This window comes from Pseudomonas putida (assembly GCF_026625125.1).
In the GTDB taxonomy this organism is placed as follows: Bacteria; Pseudomonadota; Gammaproteobacteria; order Pseudomonadales; family Pseudomonadaceae; genus Aquipseudomonas; species Aquipseudomonas putida_X.
Genome location: NZ_CP113097.1, coordinates 1,935,654 through 1,957,471 on the forward strand (window position 1 = coordinate 1,935,654; position 21,818 = coordinate 1,957,471).

Sequence of the window (21,818 nt, forward strand, 5' to 3'; positions counted from 1 at the left end):
TTGCAATGGCCTGCACAACGGCCAACCCAGCTCACCGCAAAACCTTGCCTCAGAACGCCAGCTTGTACCCGATCAGCAACAGCATGCCCGCCAGGCAGGGCCGCAGCACGCGGTCGGAGATCTTTCCGGTGAGGTGGCTGCCCAGGTAGATGCCAGGCAACGAGCCCAGCAGCAGGTAGCCCAGCAGCGACCAGTCCATGTTGCCCATGCCCGCGTGGCCCAGGCCTGCGACCAGGGTCAACGGCACCGCGTGGGCGATCTCGGTGCCCACCAGGCGCCGGGTGACCAGGAACGGGTAGAGCAGGAACAGCGCCACGGTGCCCAAGGCACCCGCACCGATCGAAGTCAGGGTGACCATGACACCCAGCACCACGCCGGTGAGTACGGTAAGGATGTTGAGGCTGCGGTCGCTGAGTTGGTAATGGTCACCGGCATGGCGGTTGGCGAACGCTTGCAGGCGCGATTTGAACAGGATCGCCAGTGCAGTGAGGATCAACACCACCGCCAGGCCCTGCTTGATGATGGCATTGAGCGCCGAAGTGTCGGTGTGCAGGGTGCTCAGGAACCACAGGGTCAGCGCTGCGGCCGGGACGCTGCCCATGCTGAGCAGGCCGGTGATTTTCCAGTCGATGTTCTTGTTGCGGCTGTGCACCCAGACGCCACTGGCCTTGGTGATGGCGGCGTAGAGCAAGTCAGTGCCCACGGCAGTGGCCGGGCTGATGCCAAACCACAGCAGGATGGGCGTCATCAGCGAACCGCCACCGACGCCGGTCATGCCGACGATGAACCCCACAACCAGCCCGGCTATGGTGAAACCGAAAGAACCTACATCCATACGCTACTCGACTGCCCAGCTTTGCCCGTGATCGGATGGGTGCCAGCATATAGGTAGTTTATATAGCCAAATAGACTTGTTCGTTATTAGGTTATAACCGCTGGCCTTCTACGCCGGCCCGCTCGCCCCCTGCATGAGACGAGCCTGCCGGCGTGTCACCTCAGATGCGGAAGCTGCCCACCAGTTGCTTCAAACGCCCAGCCTGCTGCGCCAGCGCATCGCAATGCTGCAACGTCTGGTTGAGGTTCTCCACCCCTTGCTGGTTCAGCGCATTGATCTGGGTGATGTCCAGGTTCAGGCTCTCGACCACGGCGGTCTGCTCTTCGGTCGCAGTGGCCACGGACTGGTTCATGCCATCGATTTCGCCGATGCGCTGGGTCACGCTGGTCAGACGTACACCGGCCTGGTTGGCGACCTGCACGGTCTGTTCGCTGGACACCTGGCTTGTGTTCATGGTGTGCACCGCCTCGCGGGAGCCGACCTGCAGGCTGGTGATCATGCGGTGGATCTCTTCTGCCGATTCCTGGGTGCGGTGCGCCAGGTTGCGCACCTCATCGGCGACCACGGCAAACCCACGCCCGGCTTCACCTGCACGGGCCGCTTCGATCGCGGCGTTGAGCGCCAGCAGGTTGGTCTGCTGGGAAATGCCTTTGATCACGTCGAGGATCTTGCCGATTTCGTCGGTGCTGGCATTGAGCGTTTCGATCTGTTCGCACGACTCGCTGATGCGCTGCGACAGGGCGGTCATGGCGTTGATCGCTTCTTCCACCACTTCGCGCCCGCCATTGGCCTGTTCGCTGGCACCACTGGCGTGTTGCGAGGCGTGCGCAGCATTGCGTGCGATTTCCTGAGTGGCGGCACCCAGCTGGTTGATGGCCGCCGCGACACTGTTGGTACGCATGCTCTGTTCTTCGGAACCGATGATCGATGCATTGGAGGCGTTGACCACCTTTTCCGACAGGTCGTGCACCAGCCGCGTAGCCGACGACACTTCGCTGATCGAGGCGTGAATGCGTTCTACGAAGCGGTTGAACGAGGTGGCCAGTTCGCCGAACTCGTCCTTGCGCGGTACCTCAAGGCGGCGGGTCAGGTCGCCTTCACCTTCGGCGATGTCGCGCATGGCGCGGCCCATGGTGGTCAGCGGGCGCATCAGCACCGGGATCAGCAAGCCCAGCAGCCCGGCGATGGCCGCCACGGCAATGACCATGGCGATGATCGCTGAGGTGCGGAAATGGCTTAAGGCGGCGTAGGCCTTGTCCTTGTCGATCGACAGGCCGATATACCACTGGGCAGACGGCAAGCCCGCCACCGGGGCAAAGGAGATCAACCGCTGCTGGCCATCGAGGGTGACGTCCTGCAGGCCGGCCGCCACGCGCAGGCCCGAGCCTGGGTAGATGTCGTTGAGGTTCTTCATCACCTGGTCTTTGTCGGGGCTGACGATCACCTGGCCGCTGCTGTCGGCGAGGAAGGCGTGGCCGATGCCGCCGAAGTCGACCGAGTTGATGATCTGCACCAAGGTAGCGAGGGTCAGGTCGCCGCCGACCACCCCGAGCATTTCGCCGTTACGCTTCACCGGCGTGGCGATGGTCACCATCAGGCCACCGACCGCGCCCTGGTAAGGGGCGGTGAGCACGGTCTGCCCGGCGCTGGCCGCGGCGCCGTACCATGGGCGCTGGCGTGGGTCGTAGCCGGCCGGCATTTGGGCGTCGGGGCGCTGGGTGAACACGCCGTTGGCCTGGCCCAGGTAGGTGAACAGGAAATTTTTCGTGTACGACGGCTGCTCGATCAGCCCGGCCAGGGTATCGCCTGCCCCTTGTTCAGCAATGTCCTGGGCCAGGTTCTCCAGCACCAGGATGCGCCCGCTCATCCAGTTCTGCACGCTGCTGGCAGTCAGCGCACCGGACTGCTGCATCGACGACGCGATGTTCTGGGTGATGGTCTTGCGTTGCAGGTAGTCGTTGTAAAGCGTGAACAGGGCAAAAGCCAGCACCACGACGCCGCATGCGCTGAGGAGGATCTTGTGGCGAAATTTCAGGTTCATGTTTCGAGACCTTGAGCCATGGAGGGAAGGGCACTGCACGCTTTTGGCGCGATGGGCCTGTCCACTCTGCTATCGGCAAATCCCACAAAAATTGAAGCACTTACGTCACTAGGCTGAGGCGATTTCGACGGACGGTGCGCTAGCATTTGGCTAGCTGTTCGATCAGCAAACGCGCCGCCTGGCGCAGCGGTTGCTGCCTGCGCCAGAAGGCATGAATCGGCAACTGTAGTTCGTTGCGGGTATTTGCAAATCGCAGACGTACCAGGCGCCCGTCAGCGATCAGCGGCGCCACCCTGGCCAATGGCAAATCGCCCCAGCCCAGGCCTGCTTCGACCATTTGTACGGCGAAGTCGAAACTGTCGGTGGACCAGTGCGTGGCGCCGATCAGCGCGCGCGGGTCGGCCAGCGGCAGGTCGCGGCTGCGCACCAGGATCTGGCGCACGTTGATCAGGTCTTCCAGGTAGCGGATGCGCCCGTCGCGCAGTGCCGGGTGCGCGGGTGACAGGGTGGCAACCAGCGACTCCGTACCAATGTGCTGGAACCCCCGGCTGGCATCGACGTGCAGGCCAGCGAAGGCCAGGCATAGGTCGGCACGGCCGCTGTCGAGCAACTGCAGTGCGTCTTCCTGTGGGGCACTGAGCAGCCGGATGTCCAGCAGCGGGTAGCGCTCGCCAAGCCTCGCGATGGCGGCAAACAGCGGCCGTTGATCTATGTCCGGGACCACGGCGAGGGTCAGGCTGCTCTCCAGCCCTTGCGACAACTCCAGTGCGTGCACCTGCAATAGCCCCAGTTGCTCGGCGATCAGCCTGGCGTGTGGCTCTAGCGCCAGAGCCTGAGCGGTAGGACGAACCTCGCGCGGGCCGCGCTCGAACAGCGAGTAGCCCAGTTCGGCTTCAAGGTTACCGATGGCCATGCTGACGGCAGAGGGTACCCGGCCAAGGGTGCGCGCCGCTGCGGAAAACGAACCCCGATCGAGTACGGCGAGGAACAGCTGGATATTGTCACTGGAAAAATTCATGTCGGCCTCCTATCAGTGAATCTGAAAGCTACCGACTTTGTCTGTCAATATATTTGAATCAATCTTGCGTCCTTCGCTTGATACCCAATGAGGTAAACCCGGTGCAGGGATTGAAACGCAAACTGGTCTACGTGACGTTCTACGAGCTGATTGGCTTGTGCATGTCGACGTTGGGACTGGCTTACTTGTCCGATACCCAGGCTTCGCATACTGGGCCGCTGGCGGTGATGATCACCACCATCGCCATGCTCTGGAACCTGATCTACAACAGCCTGTTCGAGTACTGGGAGAGCCGCCAGGCCAAGCGCGGCCGCAGCGTGGCGCGGCGGGTGGTGCATGCTGTCGGCTTCCAGCTGACCCTGGTGGTGTACCTGATCCCGCTGATCGCCTGGTGGCTGGGCATGAGTCTGGTCCAGGCGTTCCTGGTGGACCTTGCGTTCATCATCCTGGTGCCCTGCTACACCTTTGCCTACAACTGGGGGTTTGACCGGATCTTCGGTTTGCCAGCATCGGCCATGGCCACCGCCTGAGGGTGTCGGTGCCGCTATGGCGGCAGGCGAATCAACAAGGGTTCCTGGCGCGCAGGGGGTTGCGGTTGCACTGCCTGCTGCACGGGCCGCGGCGCACTGGCCAGCAAGCTGTCCTCGACCTGCCCTGACAGGTAGTACACCCCCGCCATGGCGCCGCTCTGGCGGTTCTCCATCAGCTCTTGCCATTCCTGATTGAGCGCCACGTTGAGGATCACCCGCAATTGCTCGACCATCTCCGGGTGATCGCGGTCGTGAGTGATCATGCCGTAGCCGGCGGCCGCCACCGAGATCATCGCCCCGGCCACCTTGCCCACCGCACTGGCCACTGCGCTGGCAATGCCGCGTGGGGCCAGGGTGGCGCCAAGCTTCTCGCTGGCGCGGGTCGCCACCGACGACAGGCCGATGTCGGTCTGCCCCGGGCCTTTGGCCGCTTGCTGGTGCAGGTGGTCGCGCAGGGCGAGCCAGGCGGGTTGCTGATCGAGCGGCTTGGCCTTGAGCAATTGATAAAGGCTGGCATTGCGTGCCGGCGGCGGCCCTAGGGCAATGGCCGGGATTCGGTTCAGGCGCTGGCTGAGCTGGTCGGGCGGGGCGTTGTAGCGCTGGATGATGGCTGGCAGTTGCTGGCCGAACAGCTGCACGTACAATTCGCAGGCGCGGTCGCGGATGACTTCGGGGTTGATCTGCTCGGCCACCGGCTCGATCACCCGCTTCTGGTACTGCTCCTGCAGGTACAGGGCCAGGCGTTTTTCCGCAGGCTCGCGGCCCTCGCCACTGTTGAGCTTGTACCAGGCGACCTTGAGGGTCAGCCATTGCTGGGTCCAGTAACCGGTGAACCAGGGAATGAAGTCGCTCTCGGTACGTTGCTGTACCTGTTCTTTCCACACTCGCATCGAGCGCCGTGCATAGTCGTTGGCCGAGCCAGCAGCGCCTACCGAGGCATCGATCAGTTCCTGGTCAATCCGTTGCCAGGCGGCGGGCGTGAGCACGGCGGGCGGCGGGGCAGGCGGACGCTTGCCGGCGCAGCCGCCGAGGGCGAGCAGAAGGCAGAGCAGCACGAGGATACGTGGATTCACACGACCGCCTCCCGGGTTTCGAGGCTAGGTGGTTAACCGAGTATAGGGCCGGCGATCGGCTGCGCCTGCGTCCTGTCAGGCCAGGTCTAGTTTTTCTTCCAGGCGGTCCAGGTGCTCGCCCATCAGCGCGAGCGCCGCTGCAGCGTTACCGGCCTCCACGGCATCGATGATCGCTGCGTGCTCTTGCCAGGCACAGTGCTCGCAGCAGGGTGATTCGTAGTGGGCGATGATCAGTGACGTCATCGGCACCAGGCCGTTGAGAAAGCGTGCCAGCGGCGCGTTGGCGGCCACCTGGGCAAGCTTGAGGTGGAATTCGCCGCCCAGGCGGATCGCCGCACACCGTTCGCCACGTTCGTGGTGCTGGCGCTCACGCTCCACCAGCGAACGCAATTGGCGGATCTGCGCCGGCCGCGCGCGTTGCGCCGCCAGGCTGATCAGGGTGGTTTCGGCCAGGCGGCGGGCGCTCAGTACCTGGCGCGCCTGGTGCGGGTCGGGGGCGGCCAGGTGCGCGGTGTGGCTGGGGCGCTGCACCACCACCTGCTGGTCCGAGAGGCGCCCCAGCACCCGGCGAATTACCGTGCGGCTGACGCCGAAGGCGTTGCCCAGTGCCTGCTCGGGCAGCAGGCTGCCGGGCGGCAGGCGCTGCTCGAGAATCGCGTCGAACAGGCGGGGGTAGATCTGCTCGGCCGACAGCCGGGTTTCGCCGGCGGCGAGCAGGGCAGGCAGGTGGTGGGCGGCTTGGGCGCAGGCGGTCATGGTCGCTCTCCTGGGGTCATTGGCGCGGATGCTCATCCGGGATGTTCAGTTCGATGCCCATGCGCTGCCCTTCGGCGAGGATGTGCTGGCGCATCTGGGCGCTGGCCTGGGCGCTGTTGCGCTCGCGAATGGCGCGTACCACGGCTTCGTTTTCCTTGAGCCGCGCAGCAAGGTGTTCGGGTGAGTTGCGCAGCATGTTGGCGCTTTGCTTGAGGGCATTGCCCGTCTGCTGTACCACGCTCTGGAAAATCGGGTTGGTGGTCAGCGCGAACAGGGCCTCGTGAAAGGCGATGTAGGCCTTGGCCCCGGCATCGCTGTCATCGGCATCCAGCGCTTCGCGCATGTCCATCAGGATCAGGCGGAGCTGGCCGATGTCCTGACTGTTGGCCGATTGCGCCACCAGGCCGACGATGAAGGGTTCGAGGGTGTAGCGCAGCTCCAGGACATCGGCCAGGCTGGCCGCGGCGCTGCTGTCGACGCCTGGTTCCAGCACGGCAGGCTCTGCATCGAGCACCAGCACGCCCTTGCCCGGCATGGAGCGCACCAGGCCGAGGGTCTCCAGCACGGTCACCGCTTCGCGCAGGCTGGGGCGGCTGATGCCCAGTTGTTCGGCCAGTTCGCGCTGGCCGGGTAGCATGTCGCCGGAGCGCCACTGGCCGCGGGCCAGTGCTTGGCGCAGTTTTTCCACCACTGAGTTGACGACGGTCGATGAGCTGATCACGATTTTCTCCTGAGGGCCGGCGTCAACGCCGGCCACGTGGGCTCAGAATTCCTGTTGATGGGCGTTGGGCTGCTTGCGTGGGGCATGGGCAAAGCCGGGTTTGCCATCGAGCACATTCTGCGCACGTTCCAGATCGATGTCTTTTTCCCAGCGGGCGATGGCCACGGTGGCCACGCAGTTGCCGATCAGGTTGGTCAGCGCCCGGCCAATGCCCATGAACCAGTCCACTGCCAGCACCAGCACCAGGCCGACCACCGGGATCGCCGGCACGGCGGTGAGGGTGGCAGCAAGGATCACCAGCGCCGAGCCTGGGATGCCGTGAGCGCCTTTGGACGTCACAAGCGACACCAGCAGGATGGTCAGCAGGTCCGTCATCTCCAAGGGGGTGCCCGTTGCGTTGGCGATGAACACGATGGCCAGGGTCAGGTAGATGGAGAAGCCGTCGAGGTTGAACGAGTAGCCGGTCGGGATCACCAGGCCAACGGTGGAGCTGCCAATGCCCAGGTGCTCGAGCTTGCGCATGATCTGCGGCAGGACTGCATCGGAGGAGGCGGTGCCAAGCACGATGGTCAGCTCTTCACGCAGGTATTTGATGAACGGCAGCAGTTTCAGGCCCGAAAGGCGCATCACGGTGCCCAGGATAATCAGTACGAAGCCCGCGCAGGTCAGGTAGAACAACGCCACCAGGCCACCCAGGTGCTGCAGCGACTCCAGACCATATTTGCTGGTCGTGAAGGCGATGGCGCCAAAGACACCGATCGGCGCCAGGCGCACGATCATGCCCATGATGCGGAAAATCACGTGGCTGAGTTCGTTGATCAACCGCGAAATGCCGGCGGCCGAGTCACCCACCAGGTTCAAAGCACTGCCGAACAGTACCGAGAACAGCAAGACTTGAAGGATGTTGTTGTCGGCGAAGGCGCCTACCACCGACGTGGGGATCAGGTCCATGAAGAACGCGGTGGCGCCATGGATATGCTGGCCGCGTTCGGCCAGGCCGTTGGCGTCGGCAGCAGAGAGCTGATCCAGGTGGATATTGGCGCCGCTGCCAATACCGCTGCTGAAGGCGAACACCAGGCCGATCACCAGGGCGATGGTGGTCAGCACTTCGAAGTAGATCACCGATTTGAGGCCGATGCGCCCGACTTTCTTCAGGTCGCCGGCACCGGAAATGCCGCTGACCACCACGCAGAAGACGATCAGGCCGATAAGCATCTTGATCAGCTTGATGAAGCCATCGCCTAGAGGCTTGAGCTGCAGGGAAAGGTCGGGGAAGCTGAGGCCGCAGGCGATGCCAAGGGCAAGGCCGAGCACGACTTGCAGGAAGATCGAACGCGAGCACCATTTGAGCATGGGAGTGATCTCTGATCGGTGTCCTTGCTTCGGTGCCGCACGGGGCGAAAGAGCGCAGGACTTATTTATTTTTGTGGTCTTACCGGTTTGTTCAGCGCGAGGTCATAAAAGCGCGAAACTTGTATGAGCACCTGAAGAGGAAACCCAATTGAGCAAAATCAATAGGTTAGGACTCCATGAGCACAGCTTGCGATTTTTCCTTTGCATCCATTTTGCATTTTACAGCCTGTATGGGCATCCAAATCCACACTAGCACTCTCAACCGGTCAGACCGGTTTGTCCAGTGTTTTTAGATGAGTGCCATGAGGCACGTTATTGATGTGCTACAATTGGAGGAGAAATGGAGATCCCCTTTACGCGGCCTGAAATTTAGCCAGTGGGGTGCCTTAGGGAGAACGGAGAGAAGCTCTAATGTTCAAGTCGCGCATGCGCAGGAGGATCGCAAGGATTCAAAACCACTGTCATGACTCACGGCGTTTTCGAGAGTAGTCCTTCCGATGAAAAATTACTAACCCAGGAATAGCATCTGGATGCTCTTTAGGAAGAGGCTTGATATAACGCGATTTGTATCGGATAGTAAATGGATCGCTCCAGACAAAGCACTGTCTTTTAAGGCCGACTGTGTATTTCTGAAAGTGTCGTGCGCATTTTTTTGCATCAGCTAATGTTACCATGGCGTGGTCGAGTTTAAAGCTCGTAATATAATGCGTGTCTAAATAGCATCGTACAAAAGAACGTGGTCTGCAACCGACAAGCTCTGCTGCTTCGCTGACGCGCAAGTGTTTTTTTCGCCACTGTATAGCTTGTGCCATCGTCTTTTCAGTGAAATATTTGCGGTTTCGGATAAGTCCTTCACGTTCTTCGGAGGGCGTTAAAACTCCAAGTTTTATTAGCTCTCCAATGTCCGTGCGATTGAGGTTTAGGAGTGCAGCTGCAGAATTTATGTCGATCAACAATTTTTTTGTAGAAGATGAGTGATCCGGATAGCCGGCTTCCAAGACGTCCCTGATGTATTGTGGTAAATGCTTTTTTAGGTGGACTCTTACCCTGCCACCGGTTTCAATGGTTGGGGTATGTTCAAGTAAGCGCTTCACAGCTTGATTGTCTATCAGGGGTAGATAAAATAGCTGTGCATCTATTACGTATATTCTTTTGAAGTCCTCTATCCAGGCTTTTGTGGTGACTCGATTTGTTTTTATTAGGATGGATTTAAGCGTTTTGTTTACGATCAGTTCAGATGTGGCTTTGTCTGATATGCCAAGTTCAACTGCGGCTTGATCTGTGGTGAGAGGTTTGAATTCGTCTGCAGGGTTTGCAAGTATGTCAACGGTATCCCATTCTAAGGATTGATGCTGAGCAAGGGTAAGGCATAGGTTTTGATATTTAAAGTGTCGTTGGGACTTGATAAGGGCTGTGACTTTCCTTACTTTGGTGCAGTTGTCAGATTCGATGAGGTTAGATGTGGCTTCTTTGCTATCTAACACAAATTGCATTTCGCGCCTAGTGAAAGGAAGGTTGGAACATTCGCAGTTAGGTCCGTGGCTTTGTGGTTTGGATTGAAGTGTGTTGCAGTAATATTCTAATGCGTAGTTGCTAATGGTTGGGTCGTTGATCAATATATAGGGTGCCAAAATTAAGCGCTTGTGCAGGCTGGGGTAGCGTGCTTGTAAGCAGTGCATTTCATGGAAGAAGGCGGTTTTGTTACCCGACGCCATTCGTATACAACTGTCTAATACATCAGCATGCCTGTCCGATGAGGGGAAAAAAGGATTGCTTGAAGTCACGAGTTCAAGGCGGTCGAAGAAAGTTTGGTCACCTTTTAGATAGGCGTCGTATGCATATTTAGACCATGTGTTGTCAGCGTAATTGGGTGGGGATTGCCTTAGGTCGAAATTGCATGCGCATCGAAAATCTCTAATTCTTTTCCAGTTAAGGGGCTTTTGACATGCGGGGCAAATTGAGATGTAGACTTCTGCGTGAATGGGGCACACCGCCGAAAACTCAAATGTGTGCATTATATTCATTTGACCGTCTCGGATGCATTCTGGACACACAGTCAGACGTGATCGAATAACTAATCGAGGTAAATCAACTTTGCCGCAGTGAAAGTAGATTTTATTGTTTTTAACGATTGCTCTAAAAAATAACCTCTCCAGGGCGTCTTGTTCATTTGCAAGGCATTGGCTGAGAAGAAAATTATGGGTGCGGCTATTTAGTGTTAGCGCTTCAGTCAGGCTGCAATAGTGTAGTCCTCCGCAAGCAGCGCTAAGTTCCGTCAGATTTCTGAATCCGTTTGAGTGAGCACAACGATACAAGACAGAGAGGGGGCTCTCATTTGGTAGGGGATAGGGTATAAAGTTGAGTTGGGCCATTTAGTTTGCTTTCGCTTTTGTTTTTTCGAGTATTATTTTTCGTAGTTCTTTAGCGCTTAGCGAGAATGGGTCGTGCTCAGTTAGGCGACAACTGAATTTCTCAGTTTGGCTTATATAGCTAAAATCATTAATGTGAAGGATTTTATCACCCCGCTTAAGGGCAACTTCACATGCGCCATGTAAAATGTTTCTTAATTGGCGTAAATTCCCTGAGGTTAGAGCATAAAGTGCATATAGCTCTTTTTCGCTGGTTAAGGTGGGCATGTCATTGAAGCCCATTGAGCTACTTATTTCCATCGCAAATGATCTAATTAATCGCTCGAAGTCTTGTGCGTTCTCCTCAGTTGTTAGAGAAAAAGGCTCAAAATAGACGCGGAAGGGGAAGCGATCTCCCATGGCTTGGCGCGAGTCGATGTACTTCTCGGAAAAAGGTTCGCCCGCAATTAGGATCAGACCTCGAAAATCGTCTGATAGATTTTTGACCCAGTCACCTGCAGCTCTGATAATATTTTCAGTCATGCTTTTCAATATGTGTGGAAACTCGTCAAGTATCAATAGCTGGGTCTTGCAGTTTTTTAAATTTTGATATAGTTGATATTCTAAGGTCCCGAGAGTTGGTCTGTTTAGGAAAACTCCCATTGTCGCTAGAATTTTGACCATCACTGAGTTGACAGTCGACTCGGACGGAACTCTGCAATAGATTACGGGCATGATTCGAGATCGACCTTTGGGTTCAATTTCTTCGTGGGGTACTACAAAGTCACGGATAAAGTCTGTACAAAGATGTGTTTTTCCCGTCCCGGATTTCCCAAATATAGCAGCCCCACTGTCCGGTCTTCCTCCCAGTCTAATTTCGGCGGCTCGGCGAAGCGTCTGTAACCCGTGACTGTACATTGGGTGCGCAATTGTGAATTCTATGAGGTGGTTAAGTTTTTGGTTGATTTTATCCGTCATGAGTGTCTCCAATGCTAGTTCCTGGTTTCACTTTGAAAAATTATATGATGCTAGTCTCATACGCCCAGTTAGTGTTTATAGAAGGTGGTTATGACATTTTTAATCTTTGTGTTCGTCCTCCTGATGTGGGTCTGAGAGGTGATAAGTTCCAAAGCCTGTCGACGCGGAAATATTCTCTTTAAAGTGAGTGGTGTTCAGTGGCAACTGGTCATTGAGAGTTGCTTCAGTATCTGATGAGGTCTTTGTGGACCTGTCGCTAGCATGCGGGTGAGTTTTTTTTGTCGGAAGTAGACCTTTCTTTTGGTTTTCTTTTTTGTATTCTTCAATCAATTCATTGAGTCCCAAGAGCATAATGCAGGCCATGTCGGGGTTGAATGAGGAGTCACTGCGCTCTCTAAGTTTAGATCTTATGAATTGATGCTCGGAGAGTGAAAGACCTGCTTGGTAATCCAATCGAGTGCCTTCGGCTTCATGCCATTCATCTGGCGTGTCAGGGTGCGATACCCACACCTTCCCTAAATCACATGGGTTGAAGCGTACGATGGCGGTTTGATCCTTTCCTAAGCGTTGCCGAACCTCTGCAACTCCGTCGCCGCACCATTTAAGACCGAACTTTAGAACTCGGCCTTTATCAAGTTTAAGCCTCCAGGTGCTTAGGCAGAGCTGATTTAGCTCTTCGAGACAATAGCGCTCTGCGGGAAGCGAGTTTTCGACGAGTCTCGCCCTCATTTGGGCCGGTGTCATGTGCAGTGAGTCGTGTACAGTGTTGTGATAAACATCCAACCAAATAGCAAATGCCTGCCGATATTGCTCTAATGTTGCGCATGCCAGATCGGCTGATGGATAATCCCCTCGCTCATCAGCTGAGCCGAAGGTAAATCCGGGAAACATATTGCAAAAACTAAGTTTAACCGTCAAAAAAAAGCGCTCCACAATCGCTTTGGCATCGGAGTCACGCACTGGTACATAGTCAGGGATGATGCCGAGTGATTCGAAGAACGAAAGGGACCAGACATTCAAGACCTCTGGTCCGTGATCTGTAATAACTCCAGCCGGTTTCCCGTACTTCACTATTGAATGGATGGTGGCCTGCAACATTTTTTCCGCGCAAGGCGCACCAAAGGAGATATCCCATCCAGTTACATATCGGCTGGGAGGGTTAAAATGGCACGAAAGAACAGGCCTTCCGCATAGGCCCGACCCTGAGTGAATAATCATGTTGTTCATTTGTTTAGAATCAAAATAACTGGCTGCGGCTAGTTCTTGAGCTACATATAAATGGCCGCTCGCCTTGCTACGTTTTTTGGCCTCGGTAACACCATAGCGCTGCTTGGTCACGTAATAGCGCTCATAGCGGTCGACTCGCCGACGCATTGTCCAATAGGAAGGGATGGAAAAAAGAGCCAGACCCAAACGCGTTCGGTCCTCGTTTTGCCGGGCAATATCTCCTCTGCAGAGTTTATATGTCTGCATTAGCGTGGGGCGCTCAGGAGTGAGATATTCATTCTCAATGTATTGATCCATTATTTCCTCTACCCTTGTATGCCAATAGGGCGGGCGATGCTTGGTTACTACACGTGCCAAGGCAATAGGATTACGATTGGCTTCAAGGTATCGGTTTTTCCAAGAGCGAACCGTGGAATAGCTAGGGGGGTGGTCGAGTTCGAGCTTATTTGCCAACTCTCGAACTGCTGCCTCGGTTTCCTTTCTAGGCATGCGGCCACCGAAACGGTTCAATATTAGTTCTGCGAAAGCTTGGTGTGTCGCGACTTTTCTCTGCTCAACTTCTTTTAACGACTTTAGACGGCCGAAGTCGCTGATTTCCGAAGGGGTTTTTTCATGAAGTATAAGATGCCCCCTTTGTTGCATCTGTTCAAAGTCGAGGGGAGTTAGATATCGGTGATGATGGTAAAGCGCCGAACATATAGATATTGTCTTTTCGGTGATCGAAAGGACGGAATACACCTTTCCGTTCATTTTATATTTTTCACCTACTTTTGGGCTCGGCATGGTATTTACTCCAGTGGTCGGCTCTCCCTGAGTGTCCTGTTGTGAGTACTGCTCTGGTATCGTGTGATGGCCCGGCGCAGCTTTCGCCGTCTTGAACAATTCGTTGATGAATGTGGCGGAATTTTGGGTTTTATATTCATCATGTTTGCTCAACTAGGCTGTTGAAGGTCATCTGTTCGTTGAAGTCTACCGATATCTTCCCCTCGAACAGCGCTCGGTAGATGGCGCGCTCTCTGACAGCTGCGTCGGGGTAAATCAACTCACGTAAACGCACCGGGTATGTAAAAGTTCCCAGCCAGCGATGACAATCTACCTTTTCCTCGTCGCTGACATTAAATGAATGGAAATAGAGAAATTTGAGGTTGGTAAGTCGATGCCCACAGCGGATGCTTCTACTATCAGCGAAAGCTAACCGATAACCTTTCTCTGCTAACATCTCCGAAGCTGCCCAGAGTTTTGCTCGGGCGGTTGGGTGAATTGTTTCGAAGTCATACTTTACTTCGGTGAAATACGTCGATTCGCTTGTTTCTACCCTGAAGTCTGGGCGATAACGCTGCTTATGTCCGCCTACCCTGACCTCCAGCACGCCTGGCTGACTGTCGTAGTGCACGACCTGCTTGTCCCATTCCAGCAGCACGCAATAGTCTGCTTCGAGCACACTGTTACAAATTTCCTGTCGCCGGTTTTTACGTGAGGGAAAAAAAAGCAAGTGCTTACCGTAATAGCCACACTTTTCCGGCTTGTGCAATCCGATAGGTATTTCCAATGGCGTCACCCTTCAGAAATTGTAGGTTGGCTTATGTATGGCCAATTATCCAACCCGGAACTAAAATAGCTAGGTATCTCTTTTTTGAGGTCTACAATCTTAAGTGCTTGAATTTCTTATGGTTAAAATAAAAAAGTTTCTGCATTTTCAGATTTGGCGCACGGCGGGGGTGGGATATCTGTGTAGGACAGATGTAGGCATAGGTGTAGGTGTAGGCGATGCGAAGAGATTTAGAGGTCAATCGGCAAGTCGAACGGTTGCGGAGTATGCTTTTGGTGCATACCTTGGCCGATGAGCTTCAGTGCGGTCATAAGGGCTATGCGTTGGGTATGCGACTGTGTGCTGGTAGCAGCGAGATTGATGTTGTCGAGGCGCAGAGCCATAAGTGGGGCGGCCGTTTACGCGGCGCGAAGATTTCGGAAGCAGAGCGTGATTCCTTGATAGCATCCTATCCGGTCCTCGGGGCTGTATGGAGTGATCCACTGTGGGAAGACTTAAAATACGTCAGAGCAAACGCCGAAATTCCGAGATGTTTTGATTCAATCTTGCCCGCAGATCATGCAATGCGTAAATTCAGTCCAACTTCCATGCGACAATGGATTGACGTGCCAGATCCAAAACGGCTCTGTGAGATTGTGCTTCTGCTGCGTGACGATTCGAGTTCTCTGCACTTACAGCGTTTGTGGGTGATTAAGAATCTCGCCGCATACCTCTTGGTGGTTTCAATATTTGCTCCGTTTCGTCCGGTTGCCGTGCCGCTCTATAAATGTATTCGGGATCTCCCATTGAAAAAAGCTTCGATGGTTGATGCTCTTCAGAGCCGTTTGCTTTTTAGTCTTCCGGATTGGGAAAGGTGGGTCCAGGCAGCACAGGAGGAAGCAACTGAGTGGTTAGGTTCGAGAAAAGGTAGAAACCCGGCGTTGGCTAGACGCTGGCTTTGGAATGAGCTTACAAATTCTGATTTTCAGCGGCGACTATCTCCTCGCCTGTGACAAGAGCTATCTCAGGGCGGCATTCTCGACAATGACACAAAGTGAAAATGAGGGCAGTCGCCCGCCTGATCAAGACAAGAGGCAAAACGACAGATTTTCTCACCTGGGCTGGTTGCGACTGGCACCCTTTACCTGGTGACAGCAGCCTTCGGGGACGGTTGTTTAGCCGCTGTCTATGTTCAGGCAGAGTATACGCTTCGGATTCTAGAGGGCCCCGCAGTGCCAGTGAGTTGCAAATTTTGCTATCTATCAGCGCCGCCTCTTGCCGAAGCGTGAGCACGGTAAAAGGGTAAAAAACGGGCTGTATTTCGACCGGCGAAGTGCTATTTTGCAATCTCAAAATGATGTCATGACACTGGATGTTGGCCATGTTCGCCCTCAATACCGCAGTGATTCACAGCTTCAAAAAATTGGCCCACACTGAATTTGTCGGTGAGGTGGTGAAGAAGGAAGTGATCCTTCAGCCGGACAACCCTGCACTGCAGTCATTGGTGGAGGGGATCAACGGTCTGATTGGTAAGGAAGGTAACAGCGTCGTCTACGGCCAGTTTGCCGCCGATGATCGTCAAGGGCCTTTTCCGAACCGCTTTGCTGATTTCGTCGCAGGACCTGACGAAGCTCAATGCTTCATTGACTTGACGCACCTGGCCATGGACGAACTGGTGGATCAGGCATCCAAGCAGGTGCTGTCCACAGGCGGGCATATCCTCTGCGCTCAATACACCTCGGCTGGCGAGAATTTTTTTCTGATAGCCAGCATGAAGGAGCGCGGTGCCATTCAGCTCGATGAAAACTACGTTCCCACGGCTATCCAAGAAATCGACCTGAGTAAGGTCCAGCAGGCCGCACGGATAAACGTGGACCGATTCACGATGATCCACGCGGCGGAACAGGCTGCAGCCCAGGCACAGGAGCAGCAAAACGGTGAAGTGGAAGCTGACGATGAGTTGGACGTCACCTACCTATGCTTCATTAGCCGTGGGCGCGACAGCCAAGCCTCGGATTATTTCATTGCTGCACTCGGCTGCGCTAAGGGTGTTGCATCCGGGCGCGCGACCAAGAACGCCATCGACCAAGTGTATAAATTCTTTCGCAACAAAAACACGTTGAAAGCACTGGCCTATCGCGCAAAGGATGCGGTTGTTCGCTACCTGCAAAAGCAATTGGAGGAAGGCAAGTCAGCGCGCCTCGACGCCATCTGCCATGTCGCTGTTCAGCATGTGCCAGCCGAGTTGGTAGAAGACATCGCTGGGCTCAAGGACTTTCTCAACCACGAAAAAAATCGGGTGCCGGATGATTTCACGGTAAACGCCACCTCTTTGCGTCAGAAAACCCGTATCAAAGGCGAGGCCAGCAACTGGGTGCTGCAGTTTGACCGCGGCGCATTGGGCGAAGATCCAGCAGCAGACGTCTATTACGACCTTGCGAAGCGCAAGCTGACCTTGTCCAACCTGAGCGTTGAGCTGGTGGCCCTCATCGATAAAGAACTCAAGGCCAGGGCCGGCTGATGTTCGCCTTCGTGGTCGGACTTTATCGGGCCGTCGGCGCTCCAGAAATACGCGATGGTCTGTTTTCTTACAAGGGACAGGCTACTGCGGAAATCGAAGCTGCCTTAGCCGCATGTGCCGTGTTACCACCTGCTTACGGTACCTTGGAGGTGGTGGATGACGAACCAGGTGAGCTGGATTTCGACTTCCATCTACCAGGCAACGAAAACGGCCGTTTTTACATCGATGTGCGCGAATTCGTGCAGCGCAACGGGTCGCTTGGGAAGGGGCGTTTCCCTCGCAACGTGTATATACAGACATTGGAGTGGGCAGACTGCGATGACTGGTTGCCGCCCGTGATTTCACAACTACAACGCTTGTGTCGGCTGATTGAGCTGCTCGCTCAATTGGCCGTTGGCGTCGATCGGGACAGTGATCCGGATGGATTCAACCTTTTTTTCGCCTTACCCCCTGACGGCGAGAAGCCGCCTCGAACCTTTCTTTTGGCGACACGGGTCGACGCATCGCTCGCCGACTATCCATTGCCACACCTCAGTTTGCTGGAGGAAATCCTCCATTCGAAAAATGAAAGCAAGGCTCATCTCAGTGAGCGCAAGCTGATGATCCGCATGGCAGTGGCCAGCGTTATCGAAAAACATGAGGGGGATACGGGATTGTTGGCAGTGGTGCGGGAGTGGCGAGAGGTGCTCGCCACCTATCGTGCGAACTTGCAAACCTATGTGTACCGCTTTTCCTTCGATCGCGCTCGCCGGGAAGTGGCGCAAGCGGAGCTGGACTACGGCAGTAAGCTCAGTGGTGTGTTGGGCGACATCGCCGGAAAGATGTTGGCCTTGCCGATCTCCTTCGCCGCCCTCATACCGCTGCATACAGCCAAGAGCAGACTTGAGGCATTGGTCATTTTGCTTGGCTTGTGCGTGGTCACCACTGTGCTGCTGTTGGTGCTGCATAATCAACGATTGCAGACCGAGCGCCTTCTGCACAGTTTCAACGTGATCTTTGACGAGTTCAAAGCCAAGCTGCGGACCTATCCGCCCAAACTTCAAACTCTGCTGCAGGTGACCATTGACCAGGTCGATCAGCAGGGCAGGACTCTGCGGCGCACGTTTCGTGTTCTACAATGGCTGGCCTGGTTACCGGCAGTATTGGCGTTTGCGGTGGTCCTTTTCAAATATCATGCATTCTTCTTCTCACTCGTCCGGCAACTGTTGCTGCTGATGATTATTCCGGCCGAACTGAACCCGCTGTTTATCAGCCCATAGCGGCCGGTATGACCCGTTCCAGCATCTGCTGCAGTTGACTGACCTGTGCGCCGCGTTGTTGGAGGTCTTGGCGGAGTTGACGGACCAGCAGAAGCTGTTCCCTAAGCCTGGCGCGCAGACCCGCCCGCTCGAGCAGCAAGAGTTGAATTTGTGCTTGGCTTTCGGTTAGAGCCTGTTGCCGCATCCGAAGCTGACCATTCAGGTCGTTAATATTGGACTTCAATTCATCAAGCTGCTTGTCACTGCGCAAATACCTATCGGCGTCTTGGCGCCGCTGTGTCGTCTGAGTGACCTTTAAGGCGGCCTGCAACTGCTCCAACCCCTCGCCTAAGGCTTGCATCTGCTCCGCACGCTCATCTACTAAGTGGAGATGGCTGCGGTCTAGAGCATCCTGCAGTTGCCTGGTCAGACTGATCGCGGACTCTTTGAGCTGTCGCAACTGGTCCTGATACTGAATATGCTCGAGACGGTAAATCTGTTGCTGCATAAGTCTCACCGAGGGCTCCTCGGTGCCTTGTACCACATGCGGAGAATCACCCATGAGGCTATCCGGCTCGGCAGCCTGGGTGGTAGCAGAGGAGGAGGAGACTTTCGCTTTGAGCTCTTTGAGGTATCTGGAAATGGTGCTGTTGGAGCCAGTATTACCGAGGTAGGCCCGAACGGCTTCCACGCTGGGATGCTTGCCCTGCTTTATCAAGGCGTCCCGTGCACGGCGTACCTGCACTCTGCTGATTCCACTCTGAGGCATGAATACTCCTTCTGTGGCGTCATCCACACAGTGTTTACCACTGAGGCCCATCGATTGCTGCGCCTCTGACGTTACAATCAGTCTCTGCCTGTGGCGCTTGACTGAAACCGTTCGGTGCAGATTTTAAGCAGTGTGGTAGGTCACATTTCAGGTTAGCCCAGCCTGAACATCAAGCGCGGTGCGGCAATAGGTGAGGGGCGGTCGCCCAGAGATGAGCTACGGAAAGCCCGATTGAAGATACGACGCAAGCGCTGAGCTAGTGAGGCAGCGGTGTCTGGCCATTAGCGGGCAGGCAGGCTCACGACGCCCACTCAGACAAGCATGCCCTTGAGAGCTCAAGGTATTTAAAGGTTCCAGCTAGCGATATCTGCTAGCCCTAATACCGACGTGGAGGAGGTCACCAACACAATACCCTGCCGCCACATGCCCAAGCATTCGTTGAGCCGACCTGGATTTGTTCAACTGCCGCCCGACTCTGAAGGTAGGTCAACCCGCCGCTTACTTCCAAAGCGCAAGGCGGCCGTCAGAAAGGAATTCCGAAGTCATGCCGCCATGACGCGCGGGACACCTCTCCAGGATGTGGGGGACGTGTCCATGGCGCAATACTGCCGGCCGGGACCACCTTCGCATCATCTAACACAACAGCGAATTCGACCACTCCTTCATCCGTCAGCAGGCTTAGCAGTGCTTCGAAGGTCTTGAACTCTCGTGCACCGCCGCGTTGACGTTGAAGAATATGGACCCCATGAGTCGATGCAATCTCGAGAATGTAGGTGCCGCTACGCATTCGTCGAACATAGGGCACAGCACCTTCAAGCCTCAGACGCTCCCCTAATTTAGCCTCTACAAATCCTATCATGCTGCCTCCATCAAAAACGTTATTTTGATTCAATTTAGCATTTCTGAGAGTCATTAAGAAACTCTGGAATTAACTAATGAAAAGCGGCTGAAAGCCACGTAATCTGGGAGCTGGAGCGACATTTATTGATCATCTATCATCTAGATTCAGGGGTGGGAGAGCTGAAGAATGACTCCATCACGATTTCGGAGTGCTCTCAAATGGACCTACTGGCCACCACTTTCGCCGCGGCTCTTACTGCAGATCCACTGAATCTTGCACTGTGTGCGGTGATGATTCTCGCCGTGGCGCTGGTCGTCATTGTTTGGAGGAGGAACTGATCATGCCTAGAAAGGAGAACGCCGACTTTGCTCGGCTACCGATCAAGTGGATTCAAGGTGGAGGGATCACGGCGTTCGACAGTCGTGTTGGGGATGATGCCAGGACCCGAGCCCTGCAGAACGCAAGCATTGCTGCACTCAGGCTCTTTATCAGCCTGTGCATGCTTGCGGATTACCACACTGGGCAAGTCAGGACGACTTACCCGAAGCTGATCGCTCTTTGTGGGATGTCCAGGCCGATTGTGGCCCGATCGCTCAAGCGGTTGGTTCAGGAAGGATTGCTGAAGAAGATTGACTCGCCGATCCGAGAAGGCACGGTGCTCCAGCTCAGTGGTTGGGAGGACAGCTTTCACGGGAAGCTGCCCAAGTCGAGTCTCTATGATGGAAGTAGAACGCAGCTACTGGTGTTGCACCAGTTTGAATACAGTGCGCTGAGCCTGTATGCGCTGAAGGTATTCTTGGTCATCTGCGCCTTCAGAAGCAGTAAGAACTACAACATCGCTACGATCAATTACTCAACGATCTCCCGGCTGTCGGGAGTACCTACACACCAGATCCCCGGATCGTTAAACCGCCTCTACCACTTGGACCTGATTTCCTACAAGCAAGCCGATTACTACGATTTAGGAAACGAGATGGACCGGACCAATCGCTACTTGGTCCGTGGATTGGGCGATAGATGGCCAGCCTTCAATCCCGTCCAAGCCAGTGGCAAGGGAGGGCGGCCTAGCAAAGCAAAAATCGCTTCGGCAAATGAGTTCCGGTCACTCGATGGAGCGTCACTTGGAAACCGCCGCCTGATCAAACCGAGTGTTGGGCCTTGAGCAGATTAGTGTGCTTGATGACGAAGACTGAAATAACGCCGGCCAAGTGATTCAGTGTCTGTGCAAGGTCCGCTGTCGGTTGTATGTATCCTTCGCTCTTGCCATGCGCGACGCTTTTTTGATTCCGATTCGTGGCGATACCGTGGCAGACCGTAAGCGCACCGTTGAGCATCTGCTTTGTGTGCTCGTCCATCACGTCCCCTCGCCGTAAGCGCTTCATGAGTTTATTCATCAGGCCTGTGACTGGTTCGTCCTCGTAGTCGACAGCCCCAAGCATCTTGAGGCATTTTTTCAAGGCCGTTTCCAGATGAGAGCAGCTAAGGGTGATGGAAAGCTCCGGGTCCGAGTCCACCGCTTTGCGGGCTTTGAGCCAGAACTCGTAGAGGACTGTGCCATCGAAGTACGCGTCGATATCGGCATCGATTTTTGCTTTTTCCACTGCACCGTAATGCGCAAGCGAGGCTACCAGCGGAGCGGTTTGATGGAGATCCTTGTCTAGCTCAACGACAAGTTCGTGAAGCAGAGAGTTGAGAACATCAGGATGGCATAAGCGGCGCTGCCACTCGATACCCACTTGATCCACTGGATGCACGGTGTAGTTATCGTCCTCCCATGAAGGATGCGGCTCCTCCTTGGCAGCGACGTACAACTCCCTACCATCAAAGCCCATGAAGCCGATGATATGACCAATCGGTTCGCCTTCGTTATCGTTGAATTCCTCGAGTAGGATATGCTTGCTACACGCTCGGATAGCCAGTCCATGAACCAGTTCCAGCAGTCTTTGCTCAAACGCCTTCAACCCCTCCAACAGCAGTCGATGCTCATTTCGAACTTGAGCAGATCGAGCTGCCAGTGCGGCGAAACCTTCCTCGCGCATCT

19 protein-coding genes and 1 pseudogene are annotated in these 21,818 nt (G+C 55.3%); 5 read left to right on the plus strand and 15 right to left on the minus strand.

Going from position 1 to position 21,818, the window contains the following annotated elements; translation table 11 throughout:
* Positions 1–49 precede the first annotated feature (49 nt).
* The 4 genes and pseudogenes from OSW16_RS08800 to OSW16_RS08810 all read right to left on the minus strand — a co-directional run bounded on the left by OSW16_RS08800 (position 50) and on the right by OSW16_RS08810 (position 3,894).
* On the minus strand, positions 50–835 hold the full coding sequence (locus tag OSW16_RS08800) for a sulfite exporter TauE/SafE family protein (RefSeq protein ID WP_241803206.1): 786 nt from the start codon (positions 833–835) through the stop codon (positions 50–52).
* Between the two features lie 160 nt (positions 836–995).
* Positions 996–1,736, minus strand: coding sequence for a methyl-accepting chemotaxis protein (locus OSW16_RS27055; protein ID WP_372490481.1), 741 nt, complete (start codon positions 1,734–1,736; stop codon positions 996–998).
* Positions 1,737–1,898: 162 nt separating this feature from the next.
* Positions 1,899–2,876 (minus strand): annotated as a pseudogene (gene mcpA, locus OSW16_RS27060) (methyl-accepting chemotaxis protein McpA); the annotation flags it as partial.
* A gap of 139 nt (positions 2,877–3,015) precedes the next feature.
* A complete protein-coding gene (locus OSW16_RS08810; protein WP_267822358.1) occupies positions 3,016–3,894 on the minus strand; it encodes a LysR family transcriptional regulator in 879 nt (292 codons plus the stop codon).
* Between the two features lie 101 nt (positions 3,895–3,995).
* Between OSW16_RS08810 and OSW16_RS08815 the strand changes: the two genes are divergently transcribed.
* Positions 3,996–4,424: a PACE efflux transporter gene (locus OSW16_RS08815; protein ID WP_267822360.1), complete on the plus strand. Its 429-nt coding sequence runs from the start codon at positions 3,996–3,998 to the stop codon at positions 4,422–4,424.
* Positions 4,425–4,438: 14 nt separating this feature from the next.
* On the opposite strand, the gene OSW16_RS08820 is transcribed toward OSW16_RS08815, so the two are convergent.
* The 8 genes from OSW16_RS08820 to OSW16_RS08855 form a co-directional block, all read right to left on the minus strand.
* A complete protein-coding gene (locus OSW16_RS08820) occupies positions 4,439–5,497 on the minus strand; it encodes a hypothetical protein (RefSeq protein ID WP_267822362.1) in 1,059 nt (352 codons plus the stop codon).
* Between the two features lie 75 nt (positions 5,498–5,572).
* The gene (locus OSW16_RS08825) at positions 5,573–6,253 is read right to left on the minus strand and encodes a GntR family transcriptional regulator (RefSeq protein WP_267822364.1); all 681 of its coding nucleotides are present in this window, start codon (positions 6,251–6,253) and stop codon (positions 5,573–5,575) included.
* Between the two features lie 16 nt (positions 6,254–6,269).
* Positions 6,270–6,974: a FadR/GntR family transcriptional regulator gene (locus tag OSW16_RS08830; RefSeq protein WP_267822366.1), complete on the minus strand. Its 705-nt coding sequence runs from the start codon at positions 6,972–6,974 to the stop codon at positions 6,270–6,272.
* Between the two features lie 42 nt (positions 6,975–7,016).
* Entirely contained in the window at positions 7,017–8,327 is a 1,311-nt protein-coding gene (locus OSW16_RS08835) for a C4-dicarboxylate transporter DctA (protein WP_241803213.1), read from the minus strand.
* Positions 8,328–8,788: 461 nt separating this feature from the next.
* The gene (locus OSW16_RS08840; protein ID WP_267822368.1) at positions 8,789–10,699 is read right to left on the minus strand and encodes a TniQ family protein; all 1,911 of its coding nucleotides are present in this window, start codon (positions 10,697–10,699) and stop codon (positions 8,789–8,791) included.
* On the minus strand, positions 10,700–11,653 hold the full coding sequence (locus OSW16_RS08845) for a TniB family NTP-binding protein (protein WP_267822370.1): 954 nt from the start codon (positions 11,651–11,653) through the stop codon (positions 10,700–10,702).
* Between the two features lie 99 nt (positions 11,654–11,752).
* On the minus strand, positions 11,753–13,816 hold the full coding sequence (locus OSW16_RS08850; protein ID WP_267822372.1) for a hypothetical protein: 2,064 nt from the start codon (positions 13,814–13,816) through the stop codon (positions 11,753–11,755).
* Positions 13,803–14,429, minus strand: coding sequence for a TnsA endonuclease N-terminal domain-containing protein (locus OSW16_RS08855; RefSeq protein ID WP_267822373.1), 627 nt, complete (start codon positions 14,427–14,429; stop codon positions 13,803–13,805). The genes OSW16_RS08850 and OSW16_RS08855 overlap by 14 nt, the downstream gene beginning before the upstream one ends.
* 218 nt (positions 14,430–14,647) lie before the next feature.
* Between OSW16_RS08855 and OSW16_RS08860 the strand changes: the two genes are divergently transcribed.
* The 3 genes from OSW16_RS08860 (at position 14,648) to OSW16_RS08870 (ending at position 18,188) form a co-directional block, all read left to right on the plus strand.
* The gene (locus OSW16_RS08860) at positions 14,648–15,421 is read left to right on the plus strand and encodes a hypothetical protein (protein ID WP_267822374.1); all 774 of its coding nucleotides are present in this window, start codon (positions 14,648–14,650) and stop codon (positions 15,419–15,421) included.
* Between the two features lie 368 nt (positions 15,422–15,789).
* Positions 15,790–16,929 (plus strand): nucleoid-associated protein, encoded by a 1,140-nt coding sequence (locus OSW16_RS08865; protein WP_267822376.1) that lies wholly within the window; start codon positions 15,790–15,792, stop codon positions 16,927–16,929.
* Positions 16,929–18,188 carry a hypothetical protein gene (locus tag OSW16_RS08870; protein ID WP_267822378.1) on the plus strand — a complete coding sequence of 420 codons (1,260 nt, stop codon included), beginning with the start codon at positions 16,929–16,931 and terminating at the stop codon, positions 18,186–18,188. The genes OSW16_RS08865 and OSW16_RS08870 overlap by 1 nt, the downstream gene beginning before the upstream one ends.
* On the opposite strand, the gene OSW16_RS08875 is transcribed toward OSW16_RS08870, so the two are convergent.
* Positions 18,178–18,936 carry a DNA-binding protein gene (locus tag OSW16_RS08875; RefSeq protein ID WP_267822380.1) on the minus strand — a complete coding sequence of 253 codons (759 nt, stop codon included), beginning with the start codon at positions 18,934–18,936 and terminating at the stop codon, positions 18,178–18,180. The genes OSW16_RS08870 and OSW16_RS08875 overlap by 11 nt on opposite strands.
* A 523-nt stretch (positions 18,937–19,459) precedes the next feature.
* Positions 19,460–19,849 (minus strand): hypothetical protein, encoded by a 390-nt coding sequence (locus OSW16_RS08880; protein ID WP_267822381.1) that lies wholly within the window; start codon positions 19,847–19,849, stop codon positions 19,460–19,462.
* 268 nt (positions 19,850–20,117) lie between these two features.
* On the opposite strand from OSW16_RS08880, the gene OSW16_RS08885 reads away from it, so the two are divergent.
* Positions 20,118–20,939, plus strand: a complete 822-nt coding sequence (locus OSW16_RS08885) for a hypothetical protein (RefSeq protein ID WP_267822383.1) — start codon at positions 20,118–20,120, stop codon at positions 20,937–20,939.
* Here the strand turns inward: OSW16_RS08885 and OSW16_RS08890 are convergent.
* Complete coding sequence (locus OSW16_RS08890) at positions 20,917–21,816, minus strand: abortive infection family protein (protein ID WP_267822385.1); 900 nt, start codon at positions 21,814–21,816, stop codon at positions 20,917–20,919. The two genes, OSW16_RS08885 and OSW16_RS08890, sit on opposite strands and share 23 nt — an antisense overlap.
* Between the last annotated feature and the right edge of the window lie 2 nt (positions 21,817–21,818).